Annotated in this window: 11 protein-coding genes; 8 read left to right on the top strand and 3 right to left on the bottom strand. The window is 52.6% G+C overall.

Going from position 1 to position 13,760, the window contains the following annotated elements; all coding sequences use genetic code 11:
* Window positions 1-177 precede the first annotated feature (177 nt).
* The 3 genes from METH11B_RS0108230 to mgtA all read left to right on the top strand — a co-directional run bounded on the left by METH11B_RS0108230 (window position 178) and on the right by mgtA (window position 6,076).
* Entirely contained in the window at window positions 178-2,571 is a 2,394-nt protein-coding gene (locus tag METH11B_RS0108230; protein WP_036275715.1) for a phosphoketolase family protein, read from the top strand.
* Between the two features lie 7 nt (window positions 2,572-2,578).
* Window positions 2,579-3,217 carry a histidine phosphatase family protein gene (locus METH11B_RS0108235; protein WP_026601612.1) on the top strand — a complete coding sequence of 213 codons (639 nt, stop codon included), beginning with the start codon at window positions 2,579-2,581 and terminating at the stop codon, window positions 3,215-3,217.
* A gap of 267 nt (window positions 3,218-3,484) precedes the next feature.
* A complete protein-coding gene (mgtA, locus tag METH11B_RS0108240; RefSeq protein WP_026601613.1) occupies window positions 3,485-6,076 on the top strand; it encodes a magnesium-translocating P-type ATPase in 2,592 nt (863 codons plus the stop codon).
* A gap of 294 nt (window positions 6,077-6,370) precedes the next feature.
* On the opposite strand, the gene METH11B_RS26465 is transcribed toward mgtA, so the two are convergent.
* Window positions 6,371-6,826: a chemotaxis protein CheB gene (locus tag METH11B_RS26465; RefSeq protein WP_026601614.1), complete on the bottom strand. Its 456-nt coding sequence runs from the start codon at window positions 6,824-6,826 to the stop codon at window positions 6,371-6,373.
* 147 nt (window positions 6,827-6,973) lie between these two features.
* Between METH11B_RS26465 and METH11B_RS0108255 the strand changes: the two genes are divergently transcribed.
* Window positions 6,974-7,204 (top strand): DUF883 family protein, encoded by a 231-nt coding sequence (locus tag METH11B_RS0108255; RefSeq protein WP_026601615.1) that lies wholly within the window; start codon window positions 6,974-6,976, stop codon window positions 7,202-7,204.
* A gap of 223 nt (window positions 7,205-7,427) precedes the next feature.
* On the opposite strand, the gene METH11B_RS0108260 is transcribed toward METH11B_RS0108255, so the two are convergent.
* Window positions 7,428-8,375 (bottom strand): hypothetical protein, encoded by a 948-nt coding sequence (locus tag METH11B_RS0108260; RefSeq protein WP_026601616.1) that lies wholly within the window; start codon window positions 8,373-8,375, stop codon window positions 7,428-7,430.
* 505 nt (window positions 8,376-8,880) lie between these two features.
* On the opposite strand from METH11B_RS0108260, the gene METH11B_RS0108265 reads away from it, so the two are divergent.
* The 3 genes from METH11B_RS0108265 to METH11B_RS0108275 all read left to right on the top strand — a co-directional run bounded on the left by METH11B_RS0108265 (window position 8,881) and on the right by METH11B_RS0108275 (window position 11,159).
* Entirely contained in the window at window positions 8,881-9,441 is a 561-nt protein-coding gene (locus METH11B_RS0108265) for a PRC-barrel domain-containing protein (RefSeq protein ID WP_026601617.1), read from the top strand.
* A gap of 2 nt (window positions 9,442-9,443) precedes the next feature.
* Entirely contained in the window at window positions 9,444-10,778 is a 1,335-nt protein-coding gene (locus METH11B_RS0108270) for a PQQ-dependent sugar dehydrogenase (protein ID WP_026601618.1), read from the top strand.
* An 81-nt stretch (window positions 10,779-10,859) separates the two neighbouring features.
* Complete coding sequence (locus METH11B_RS0108275) at window positions 10,860-11,159, top strand: ferritin family protein (protein ID WP_026601619.1); 300 nt, start codon at window positions 10,860-10,862, stop codon at window positions 11,157-11,159.
* Between the two features lie 418 nt (window positions 11,160-11,577).
* Here METH11B_RS0108275 and METH11B_RS0108280 read toward each other — a convergent pair whose 3' ends face one another.
* A complete protein-coding gene (locus METH11B_RS0108280; RefSeq protein WP_026601620.1) occupies window positions 11,578-11,817 on the bottom strand; it encodes a DUF2171 domain-containing protein in 240 nt (79 codons plus the stop codon).
* Window positions 11,818-12,530: 713 nt separating this feature from the next.
* Here METH11B_RS0108280 and METH11B_RS0108285 point away from each other — a divergent pair.
* Entirely contained in the window at window positions 12,531-13,760 is a 1,230-nt protein-coding gene (locus METH11B_RS0108285) for an IS256 family transposase (protein WP_026600850.1), read from the top strand.

The following is a 13,760-nucleotide window of genomic DNA, read 5'->3' on the forward strand; positions in this document are numbered from 1 at the left end:
TTGGCGAGGGTTTTCGGAAGGGGCTTCCCAGCCCCTCCGAAAACGAGCGGCATCCCTGCCGCTCCCCTGCGGGCCATTCTCGCCAAAAGCTGCGATGCTCGGGGCGGAATAACGGGAATAAAACCCTCGGGGCTTAACAGGTAGCTATTTTATTTAAATTTTTATTGGAGTTTACTAATGACATCACCCGAAACATCAACACCGCAGACAACATCTCCACTAAACAACGAAGAACTTAAGAACATTAACGCTTACTGGCGAGCCTGTAATTATTTGGCTGCCGGGATGATTTACTTGCGCGATAACCCCTTGTTAAAAGAACCACTGAAACCGGAACATATTAAAAACCGGCTGCTCGGCCACTGGGGTTCCAGTCCCGGCTTGAGTTTTATATACATCCATCTGAACCGGCTGATCAAAAAATATGATCTGAATGCGATTTTCCTGGCGGGCCCCGGCCACGGCGCACCCGGCGTATTGGCACCGGTGTATCTGGAAGGGACTTATGCGGAGATTTACCCCAACAAAGGCGAGGACGAAGAAGGTTTGTTGCAGTTTTTTAAAGAATTTTCCTTTCCAGGCGGCATCGGCAGCCATTGCACCCCGGAGACACCGGGGTCGATACACGAAGGTGGCGAGCTGGGCTACAGTATTTCCCACGCTTACGGCGCCGCTTACGACAATCCGGATTTGTTGGTAGCAGTGGCGGTTGGCGACGGCGAAGCCGAGACCGGGCCACTGGCTACCTCCTGGCATTCCAACAAATTCCTGAATCCGATCCGCGATGGCGCGGTGCTGCCCATCCTGCATCTGAACGGTTATAAGATCAACAACCCGACTTTGCTGTCGCGAATTTCCCATGAAGAACTGGAGCAATTATTTCGCGGCTACGGCCACACGCCGTATTTCGTGGAAGGCAGCGATCCGGACACCATGCATCAATTGATGGCCGGGGTGATGGAAACGTGTGTGCTGGAGATTCGACGGATCCAACAGGAAGCTCGCATTAGCTGCGTCCCTACCCGCCCGCTCTGGCCGGTGATCATCTTTCGCAGCCCGAAAGGCTGGACCGGACCGAAAGAAGTGGATGGGCATAAAGTCGAGGCGTTCTGGCGTTCCCATCAAGTGCCACTGGCCGGGGTAAAAGACAATCCGGCGCATATGCAACTATTGTCGGACTGGCTGCACAGTTACAAACCGGAAGAACTGTTCGATAGTAACGGCAAACTGATTCCAGAGCTTAAAGCCCTAGCGCCAACCGGTAACCGCAGGATGAGCGCCAATCCGCACGCCAACGGCGGCCTGTTGCGCAAAGCTCTACGGATGCCGGATTTTCAAGATTATGCCTTGGCCTTGGATGGCCCCGGCAAAGTGTCGGCGGAAAACACCCGACCGCTGGGTAAGTTTCTGCGCGACATCATGAGCGCCAATATGCATAACTTCCGCGTCTTTGGCCCCGACGAAAATAGCTCTAACAAGTTGGATGATGTTTACAAAGCCAGCAAAAAAACCTGGCTGGCTGATTACCTGCCGGAAGATGCCGACGGCGGTGAACTGGCGACGGATGGCCGGGTGATGGAAATGCTCTCGGAACATACCCTGGAAGGCTGGCTGGAAGGCTATTTATTGACCGGCCGGCATGGCTTTTTCTCGTCCTATGAAGCCTTTGTGCATGTCATCGATTCGATGTTCAATCAACACGCCAAATGGCTAGCCATGTCCAAAGCCGTGTCCTGGCGCGCGCCGGTGTCCTCGTTGAATTTGTTGATTACCTCGACGGTCTGGCGGCAAGATCACAACGGCTTTACCCATCAAGATCCCGGATTTCTGGATTTGGTGGTCAACAAAAGCCCCTCTGTGACGCGCATCTATTTGCCGCCCGATGTGAACTGTCTGTTGTCTGTGGCCAACCATTGCCTGGAAAGCACCGACTACATCAATGTGATTGTGTGCGACAAACAAAAGCATTTGCAGTATCTGGACATGGACGCAGCAATCAAACATTGCACCAAGGGCATCGGTATCTGGGAATGGGCCAGCAACGACGATGGCGCCGAACCGGATCTGGTGATGGTCAGCGCCGGCGACATTCCCACCAAAGAAGCCTTGGCGGCGGTGGTGTTGCTACGCGAGCACTTTCCGCAACTGAAGATTCGTTTCATCAATGTGGTTGATCTCTACAAACTGGTACCTGCCGGCGAGCATCCGCACGGTCTGTCGGATCGGGATTTCGATAGCCTGTTTACCGTTAATAAACCGGTGATATTTAATTTCCACGGTTATCCGTGGCTGATTCATCGTCTGGCCTATCGGCGTCACAATCACGCCAATATGCATGTGCGCGGCTATAAGGAAAAAGGCAGCATCAACACCCCGCTGGAACTGGCGATTCAAAATGAGACCGACCGTTTCAGTCTGGCAATCGATGCGATAGATCGCATCCCGGCTTTGCAAGTGTCCGGCGCGCACGTCAAAGAAAAGCTGCGCGACCGGCAAATCGACTGCCGCAACCACGCCTACGAGCACGGCATAGACCGGCCGGAAGACGATCAGTGGCATTGGCCGTATTGAGGCGACTATGAGCTTGAAGATCTATTTGCTGCGCCACGGCGAAACCGCATACAGCCAACGCGGCGCGTTTTGCGGATCGCTGGACCCGGATTTGACTCCTGAGGGCAAGGCGATGGCGCAAGCATTTGCCGCCGCCTACCGCTCGCTTACCTGGAGCGCTGTCTTCGTCAGCCCGATGCAACGCGCCATTGCAACCGCGCAGCCCTTGTGCGATGCATTGAGTCTGACTATGCAATTTCGTGATGGCTTGAAGGAAATTAGCTACGGTGCCTGGGAGAACCAGGAGCAGGACTACGTGAATCAGCACTATGGGCAGGACTATATCCGTTGGCAAACTGATCCGGCCTGGAATCCACCCACTGGCGGTGAAACGGCAATACAAATCGCTGCGCGGGCCTTGCCGGTCATCACGGAAATCGAATCGAAATACAAAACCGGCAATGTATTGCTGGTATCGCACAAAGCCACGATCCGTATCTTGTTGTGCAGTTTGCTAGGCATTGACTTGGGCCGTTATCGCGACCGCATCAATGCACTGGCCGCTTCAGTCAGCATTATCAAGTTCACTGAATACGGGCCGATGCTGGAAGTGCTGGGCGACCGCAATCATTTGCCTGAGCATTTGCGGCAGCGGGCCGGGACTTGATTTGCCGTCACCGCCAATTGCTTATTTACACCGAAAGAACCAGTAAAGATTCCCGGACGATCAATGGCTTTAAATTAAGGCACCTTCCCCCTTTGAAAAATGGGGAAGGTGGGGGATTTATTCAGAAAAATCTCCCCTAACCCCTCTTTTTCAAAGAGGGGAATTCACAATACCAAAGCCTAACTTAAAGCTTTGCCCCGCAGGGGCAGAAAGAATTGTCTTTGATATTTATCGATCCTTTTAACCGAGCCAACTATCGAGCAGCCTATGAAAAAATCTAACGACAAAGTTAAAGCCGATACCGAAAGTTGGTGGCTGCAATCACCTTCGCAAATGCGCACCGCGCGCGCTAACGACATGGGTGGTTTATCGAGTGCCGAAGCCAGTGCAAAATTGGCCGAGTGCGGTCCCAATCTATTCCGCGATCATCAGCAACAGGCCTTGCTACTGCAATTTCTGGCGCGCTTCAAGAATCCGCTGGTGATTTTATTATTGGTCGCCAGCGCGATTTCCGCGTTCACCGGCGAACTGACCAATTTTGTAATCATTAGCATCATGGTGCTGTTCAGTGTCACACTGGATTTTGTCCAGGAACACCGGGCTGGCAAGGCCGCGGAAAGTTTGCGGCATTCCGTTTCGGTGAAAGCTAGAGTGATGCGCGACGGCAAGCCTATCGATGTGCCTGTGACCGAAGTAGTGCCGGGCGATGTCGCTCTGCTCTCGGCTGGCGATATGGTACCGGCAGATGGCTTGTTGATCGAAGCCTGCGACCTGTTCGTGAAACAGGCATTGCTGACAGGCGAAGCCTACCCTATCGAGAAACATCCGGGCGAGCTGCCACCCGATGCCTCAGACTTGCAGGATGCCAGCAACGCCGTGTTCATGGGCACCACCGTGATCAGCGGCAGCGGCAAAATGCGTGTGATTAAAACCGGCAGAGCCACCGCTATCGGCGCCATCGCCGATAGTCTGACCAGCAAACCGCCGGCAACCGCGTTTGAGGTCGGTACACACCGCTTTGGCTTGTTGATCATGCGCCTAACCGTGTTACTGGTCTTGTTCGTGTTATTGGTCAACGCCTATTTGGGCAAACCCTGGTTGGAGTCGTTTTTATTTGCCGTGGCGCTGGCCGTCGGTTTGACGCCCGAACTGTTACCAATGGTGGTTTCGGTCACGCTTTCACGTGGGGCAATGCACATGGCCGAAAAACGAGTAATCGTCAAACGCCTGGCGGCGATTCAGAACCTGGGTTCGATGGATGTGTTATGTACCGATAAAACCGGCACCTTAACCGAGGCCAAGATCAAACTGGAACAGCACGTCGATCCGCAAGGCCAAGCCAGTGAACGGGTGCTGGAGCTGGCTTTTCTGAATAGCTTCTTTGAAACTGGCCTGAAAAGCCCACTGGATGAAGCGATTCTGGCGCACGAAAACATCGACGTCAGTGCCTGGCAAAAGATCGACGAAGTGCCGTTTGATTTTGAAAGGCGGCGGGTATCGGTGCTGCTGGACAAAGGCAACGGCCGCTTGCTGGTCGTGAAAGGTGCGTCCGAAGAAATCATCACCCTCTGCACCCGCTACGAACAGCAAGGCAGCGACGCGCAACTACCGCTCGATCCGGCCAGTCGCGCCAGAATCCACGAACAACATAATGCGTTGGAACGGGAAGGCTTTCGCGTGTTGGGCATCGCCTGGCGAGAAGTGCCGCTGGATCATCCGCACGCGGTGGTCGGCGATGAAAGCGAGCTGATCTTTGCCGGGTTTGCCGGCTTTCTCGATCCCCCCAAACAAAGCGCCGGCGCGGCATTGGCGGCATTAAAAGACAGTGGTGTGACCGTCAAGATCGTTACCGGCGACAGCGATTTGGTGACCCAGCACGTCTGCGCGCAATTGAATATTCCGGTGCTTGGCGTACTGATGGGCAAAGACATAGCCGCCATGGACGATCACGCTTTACGCATCCGCGTCGAAAAAGCCAATCTGTTTTGTCGGGTCAATCCGGCTCAAAAAGACCGTGTCATCCTGGCGCTAAAAGCCCGCGGCCATGTAGTCGGTTACTTAGGCGACGGTATCAACGATGCGCCGTCGTTGCATTCGGCGGATGTCGGCTTATCGGTGGATTCGGCGGTAGACGTGGCCAAGGAAGCGGCCGATATGATTTTGCTGGATCAGGATTTACAAGTGCTACACGACGGCGTGCTGGAAGGCCGGCGCACTTTCGGCAATATTTTAAAATACATCATGATGGGCACCAGTTCCAACTTCGGCAATATGTTCAGTATGGCCGGCGCGGCATTATTCCTACCCTTCTTGCCCATGCTGCCGACGCAGATTTTGCTGAACAACATTCTGTACGACGTGTCCGAAGTGCCGATTCCGCTAGACCAGGTCGATCCGGAAGAGCTGCGCAAACCGCGTATATTGGATATGAATTTTATCCGCAATTTCATGCTGGTCATCGGCCCGATCAGTTCGGCGTTCGATTTTTTGACCTTTTACATCTTGTTAACGGTATTGAAAGCCGACGAAGCACTATTCCAAACCGGTTGGTTTGTGGAGTCGCTATGCACCCAGGTGCTGGTGATTTTCATCATCCGCACCCGCGGCAACCCTTTTAAAAGCCGGGCCCACCCGGTATTGGTCGCCACTTCCCTCTCGATTGCGCTGATAGGCGCCATCCTACCGTTTACCCCGCTAGGCCACTATTTCGGCTTCGTGCCGCCGCCGGCTCAGTTTTATCTCATTCTGGCAGCGATGGCAGTTTCGTATCTGTTCGTGGTGGAACTGGCCAAAAGAGGGTTTTACAGCTGGCATAACAAACACCGCAAACCACAACGCGTAGGTCATCGCTCGATATGAACCAAACCGACTAGCGTCGGCGACACGGATATAGGCATCGCACTTCAAATTACGCTTTCCCCCTCACCCTCTCCGGCGAGGGGGCAGATGTGCTGAAATTTGAAGTGCGAAAGGTATAAATTAGGTAGCGCTAAACAACTTATCTTTTGAATCCTAAACTACGCAATCACTTACGACAGCGCCGGCGATTCGGACAATTTCTTTAGCAATATTTTCCGGCGACAACACAAAATCGATACAGCCGCTGGCGATGGCACTCTCCGGCATATCCGGCTGAATCGCCGTATCAAGCTTCTACGCAATAGTGATACCGCCTACTTCTTTGATGCCGCATAGCGCGGCGGCGCCATCGCCGTCGAAACCGGAGACAATCACCGCAATCAGTTTGCCGTCCCAATGTAGTGTCAAAGACCGCAGAAAAACCGTAATCACATCAGACCAGCCGCGCGGCTTTGAGATTGGCAATAAACGGAACTCGCCGGCAACGACATGTAAATCCCGGTTTGCCGGAATGATGAACACGCGGTTAGCGGTGATTTGCAATCTTTCCGTGATTAATTCGACCGGCATCTTGGTGTAGCGCGGCAGAACTTCATGGAGCTGGGTCGGCATAATGGTGATGTGATTGACGATGACAATGGCAGCACCCATGTCGGACGGGAGATTTTGCAATAGCCGACTATAGGCATCCAACCCGCCCGCCGAGCCACCAACGCAAACGATGGGGAAGTTTTTTAAGGTATTAGTCATAGTTGATATCGCCATTTCTGTTACTCACGTTTAGCGTTGCTATAAACCGGCAATATGTACGCGGTCGAACAGACCGCTGTGGTGCGAAGCGGTATATTCGAAGCTCAAGCCTGATTGACATAAGGCTCTCTGCAATAGGAAACGCTGATGGACACCCTAGACAAAGCCTCAAATTACGCACATGAAACTTACGATAAGCTCGCCGATGTTGCCGCCAATACTGCGGAGACACTTGCGGAGACGCGGGACGAGTTGATGGATGCCGAAAAAAAACTGATGAAAAACAGCCGCCGCTATGTCCGGGATAACCCGATGACAGCGATGGGCATTGCGGCATCAGTGGGTTTTCTGCTGGGCAGCTTGTTGCGCGGTCGTTAATTGACTACGCAGCACTATCGCTGCATCGTCGCTTAGCGCAAATTGGCACCAAGACGGCCGCGTTGCCAAACAACGCGGTTTCTTTTCGGTCAAAAATGGGTCAGTAAGGCAATCAAAATAATGATTGGAATGGGTACACCCAGCAATAACAGTAAAAGCGAGCGCATGGTTAGTCTCCTGATTTTGAGTTAAACGATATTATGATTAGCTTGCCAAGCATCAGCTAAAGGCCTCTATCTACATAGGTCTCGCTATCACGTTGCCTGCCGCCGAACGTCGCAGCCAAACTTGCCACAAACGCACCCGACAACAGCGCCACCACCATCCACAATGAAGTGTAAGCCGCCACTTTTCGTGCGTCGTCAGCAGTCTGTTTAAGGCTTTGCTCGGTTTTGGCCAGCTCGGCCTGTGCCTTGGCAAAGACATTGAACACACGCTTTTCGGCATCCGCTCCGGACAATCCGGTTTGTTTGGCGACGACTTGGCCCAGATATTTTTGATCCTCCGCCGGCAAACCATTCAAGCGCAGACCGTTAACAAAAATTCGCGACGCCTCCCGCCATACCAAACCATAGTCTTTTTCCAGCATGTCGGTTGGTGATTGCACCGACCGGAATAAACTATCGACCCAATAACTTAAGTCGCTATCGCCATTATGCTTACGCTCGTCTACTCCTTTTGACGGCGGATTAGGATGACCGAGAGGCGCATGAACCCCGGCTAGTTCGGCGCCGGTCAATATCGCTGTAGCATTGGCCGAAGCGCCGATTGCCAGCAGATTGCCGGCCACGGTACCCAATAGCACCGCCGTTACCAACGAAGCAATCGCCCAAGCCAATAGGCCGTGAGCGGTATCCCGGAAGTACACTTCGTCGCTGTGCACGCTGGCCCACCTTACACGCAAGCGGCCGGCCAGATAGCCGCCCACACCCGATGCAGCGATCTGCGCGAAACTAAGCCAGAGGATGGACGATATACCCAGTGCTGACGCGCTGATTCCCTGATGGGACCAAGGCGAAAGCGCCGGAAAACCCAAGCCCACACCTAAAATAAGCAGGATTAAGGACAGCGCAGCCGCAGCGGTTGCACCGGCAAAAATCGATCCCCAGGACACCCCGGCAGCTGTGGTATCCGGTGTTGTATCCAAAACAGTTTGCTCTAATGTTGTCATGATCACTCCTAATTGGAACCCTAGTGACGGCTATTCCCGGCAAGATGAACGGCCGAAGTAATCATAGACACCGCGGCTTTTCCCCGGCGATCGCTTGTGGCGATGGGGATTTGAGTGCCAACGATATTCGAAGCCTTCTCGGGTGAATTTGAAAATTTAGGCAGTTGGCTCATTTCAGTTCTCCGGTTGTGAATGGAAGTGCACAGTAATTCAGGCTTCGTTGTATTCAGCGTTTGGAATACCTCGTTTTAAAGCTCGGCAATAAATTACCGAGCTCAGATTAGCCTTTAGAACATGCAAACTCAGTACGCTAGCGCACGTATATCCGGGCAAAGTTACTGGAATAGGGTCGGTACGCCAGCGTACACAGTCTAAAACCAGTCTGTTCGACAGCGCACCGACAATGTTTTCCCTGTTCGATAAAGTTGAGGTGAGTTTGCAGCACCTGCGAAGGTGCCGATTCAAACTAGCGAAGCACTATTCTTATAAAACGCCGGAGAACAAGATGAAAAAATTAATTCCTATAGTAGCCGTGTCTGTTCTGAGTGCGGCAATGGCAGGTCCGCTTTATGCCGATGACGTAAAAGACAAACAAAAAGACCTTCATGAAAAGCAACAGGAGCTCGGCAAGAAACAAGAAGAGGTCAAGGAAAAACAAGCCGAACTTAATCAAGCCAACCAGGAAGTCGCGGTAGAGCGCGCACAGGAAGCCAATAAGTCGATGCAGCAGGTCAGCCGAGCCAGCAAGATCACCGGTGCCAAAGTGAAAAACACCACGGGTGACGGTCTCGGCGACATCAAGGACTTGGTTATCGATCCGGCGACGGGACAAGTGGTCTATGCAGTCGTTTCCTTCGGCGGTGTCATGGGTATGGGCGACAAGCTGTTTGCCATCCCCTGGAGAGCGCTGCATTGGACCAGCCCCAAAGACTATTACGTGCTTGATCTGGATAAAGACACTTTAAAAAAGGCACCGGGTTTTGACAAAAAGCATTGGCCGGCAAACTCTGAAAAATGGGAAGAACAACGTGAGGCACTCGGCCAGTTTTACCGCGTAACGCCTTAAACATGTATCACCTGCCTCGCGCCAGACAGGCCTTATCATTCACGACCTTGGTGATTGTGCTGTCGGCGTGCGGTGAATCGGCACAATTGCCGATTTCGGCGGGCACAGGTCTAAATCCGCAACTGCCACCACCGCATCCGACCTGGATTCCCACAGTCAACATTGCGCAGGCGGTGGGCTGGCCGGCCAATACTAAACCCATACCGGCATCCGGCCTGACAGTTAACGCCTTTGCCGGTAATCTCGATCATCCGCGTTGGCTTTATGTGCTACCGAATGGCGATGTGCTGGTAGCCGAGAGCAATGCCCCGCAACGGCCAGACGATGGCTGGGGCATCAAAAGCTGGTTGATCAAGCAGGTTTTGCGCAAGGCAGGCGCCGGAACGCCCAGCGCCAATCGCATCACCTTGTTGCGCGATGTCGATGGTGACAGCGTAGCCGAGACGCGATCAGTATTTCTGGAAGCGCTAAACTCGCCATTCGGCATGACCCTGATCGGCAACGATTTTTATGTAGCCAACACCGATGCGCTGATGAAGTTTCACTATAAGGACGGCGAAACTCATATTGCCGAACCGGGCATCAAAGTACTGGATCTACCGGCCGGCCCTATCAATCATCACTGGACGAAAAATCTGCTGGCCAGTCGCGATGGCACACGGCTGTATGTGACAGTGGGTTCCAACAGCAATGTCGGCGAGAATGGGATGGATCAAGAGTCCGAACGCGCCGCTATTTGGGAAGTCGATCCGCAACACGGCAGTTACCTGGTGTACGCGTCCGGTCTACGTAATCCCAACGGACTGGCCTGGGAGCCGGACGGTGGAACACTTTGGACGGTAGTTAACGAGCGCGATGAAATCGGCAGCGATTTGGTACCGGATTATCTAACTTCAGTCCCCGCAGGCAGTTTCTTCGGCTGGCCCTACAGTTATTACGGTCAACATTTGGATCAACGCGTACAGCCGCAACGTCCGGAGCTGGTAGCTACAGCCAAAGCGCCGGATTACGCGCTTGGGCCGCATACCGCCTCACTCGGCCTGGTGTATTCTCACAGCGCCAGTTGGCCGGCGCCATTTAATAATGGCGTATTTATCGGTCAACACGGCTCATGGAACCGCGAGCCGCGCAGCGGTTATCGGGTGATATTCGTGCCCTTCCAGGCCGGCAAACCCAGTGGAGCACCCATTGATATTTTGAGCGGTTTTATTAGCCAAGACGATGAAGCCTACGGTAGGCCGGTGGGTGTCGCGCTCGATAAACGGGCCTCATTATTAGTGGCTGATGATGTGGGGAATACTATTTGGCGGGTCACAGCCTTGGCCCCTAAAGAGTAAACCCACTATACATTGACTAGATTAGGAAACCGACTAATCAAGCCATTTAGCTATCAAGTTCACCGCAAACAGGAGACAACAATGTCTAGTGCCGCTTATCAGGAACCTATAGAAGAACTATCCATCGAAACACGTGACATGCACCGAGCCCTGGTATCGCTGATGGAGGAATTGGACGCCATTGATAATTACAACCAGCGTGCCGATGTTTGTGCAGATAAAGCACTCAAGGCTATTTTTGAACACAATCGGGACGAAGAAAAGGAGCACGCTGCGATGCTGCTGGAGTGGATTCAACGCCAGGACTCTCGCTTCTCCAACAAGCTCCAGGTCTATTTGTTCTCCGAACACCCAATCGCACATTCGGGTGAAGCGGATTAAACCCCAACGGGAGGTGCGGTATGAGCGCCATCGTCAGCCCCAAAGCGGCACAGAGATTTTCTCTCCGGCTCGGATCCTAAGCAACAAGTGACGTGCCAACGCGGGTCCGGAACTAAGGCAAGTTGGTGACGAGGTTAACTGATTAGTGATTGCCATAGACTGCCCAGCGCAAAGCAGCGCCGCTGGGCAGTCTGGTCGCGCAGTGTGAACATCGAAGAACTTCAATTGATCGGACCACGTCGCTATAGCCAAAGCTGCTTGCGGCATTTTTCCACTGAGCAACAAACGCTTAGGCTTTGGCCTGAATTTATGCGCTTAAGGAGGCTCCGATTAAATCCTTGGGCTGCTCTCAGGACCGGCTTGTCGAAGCACTTGGGCCTTTGAGGGCATGAGAGGAATCAACCTGTTCAGCGTTTTATTAAAGGATTGGTGAAACAGTCGACCATTCCTTCATGGCCTTATCACCTGGACGGTCCACCTTAACCTGGCCATGCTCGGTTGAGGTTACCCAGGATAGTGGAAAGAAATGATGCTGACCGGTTTCATCTTTTTTCAGTTTGATTGAGTTAGTGCCTTCCATATGATCGACAATGGCAAATTGGCCGTCTTCTGAGCAGACAACGGGCATATCGGGTTTGATCTGGTCGGGATGAATCATTGTGGTTCTCCTTTTGGCTTGATTTGAGCCAGTCATGTTGAAATGTCTGGCTCGATATTTTGAGTTGCATGTCGCCGGGCACTCATTAAACAAATTCAAAGTTTTGTTAGATCCCGTTGACAGTTATCGACTATAGAGAAATTAGCGGTTCTAATCCGTTCGGCATACCACATTGGTAGCTGAATTATTCAGAACTGGCAAAAACCTAGAGGCATGCTCGCGGCCTAGCGTTTTTCTTGAAACAAACCGGGCCAATCTTTAGCGGTGGCTTGAGTGGATCAATGCCAAGCATATTTATGGCTTTTCTTGATGTTTTTGTGAAATCGAAACCCTGTTTGTATCTTGCCGACGGTGAGCCATGGATATCTATCTGTCTTAATACCCTCTTCGTCCAGCTGAGCTATAGGTATAAAACGTCTCACATGTTCGAGGTGTCCGAAAAAACCGCAGCGATTTAGTATTTAGCGCTGCACGCCTTAAGAATATTCAAGTTCATGCCATTACCGCGTCTAATAACTGATCCAAGGTACGCATATTAGATTGCAGGTTAGGCAACAACTTTGTTTCGATCAATGAACGAAGAGCTAGAGGTAGTTGGTAATCGAGCAGAGCTTGCCCATACGCTTTCGAGCAGGAGAATTCAAGAGGGTGTAAGAATTTTTGTGTAAACGGCCCTGAGGTAGGAAACTACCGATCCTGACAAGGAGGAAACCATGACCGTATCATCAAAAGCCATACCGGATGACCTACTCGACGCCTTGATGTCGCACTATCAAAAACCCGAGGACCTGATCGGTGCCAATGGTCTGCTGAAGCAGTTGACCAAAGCGATAGTCGAACGGGCCCTGGAAGCGGAAATGACCGCGCACTTGGGCCACGGTAAGCATGAGGCGGTGACCAACGCCAGCAGCAATGCCCGAAACGGCAAAAGCCGGAAAACGCTGAAAGGTGACTTCGGCGACTTGCCTATCGAGATTCCCCGCGACCGTCATGGCGAATTCGAACCGCAGATCATTCCTAAGCATCAACGGCGCTGGACCGGTTTCGACGATAAGATCATTTCGTTATATGCCCGAGGACTGACGGTACGGGAAATCCAAGCCCATTTATTCGAGCTTTACGGCACCGAGGTATCCCCCACCTTGATTTCCTCGGTGACCGACGCGGTACTCGAAGAGGTGGGCGTCTGGCAAAGCCGCCCGCTGGATCCGATTTACCCGATTGTGTACCTCGACTGTCTGCATACCAAAGTGCGCGATAGTGGCAGCGTGCGGGTCAAGGCCGTCTATCTGGCCATCGGTGTCAATCTGGACGGCCACAAAGAAGTGCTGGGGCTGTGGATTGCCCAAAGCGAAGGCGCCAAATTTTGGTTGCAAGTGGTCACCGAGCTCAAGAACCGTGGCGTCAACGACATCTTTATCGCCTGTGTCGATGGTCTGAAGGGATTTCCGGAGGCTATCGAAACCGTGTTTCCCAAAGCGGCCGTTCAACTGTGTATTGTCCACTTGGTCCGTCATAGCCTCAACTATGTCAGCTACAAAAGGCGCCAGTCGGTTGCCGACGACCTCAAGCAGATTTATCGAGCCGCAACGGCGAGGGAAGCCGAGCAAAAGCTGACCGAATTCGAGGCCAACTGGCTGGAGACCTATCCCACGATCGCCCCCATCTGGCGACGAAACTGGGGGCACATCATCCCTTTTTTTGACTATCCGCCCGAGATTCGCAAGGTGATCTACACCACCAATACCATCGAATCGGTGAATCGAAGTCTGAGAAAAATCATGAAAAACCGCGCGGTCTTCCCCAGTGATGACGCCTTGTCCAAACTGCTCTATTTGGCGTTGCGCAATATCAGCCAAAATTGGACCATGCCCGTCTACGATTGGAAAGCCGCTTTGAATCGGTTTAGTATTCAGTTCGAAGATCGCTTCCCTAGCCATTAA

This window comes from Methylomonas sp. 11b (genome assembly GCF_000515215.1).
Classification (GTDB): Bacteria; Pseudomonadota; Gammaproteobacteria; order Methylococcales; family Methylomonadaceae; genus Methylomonas.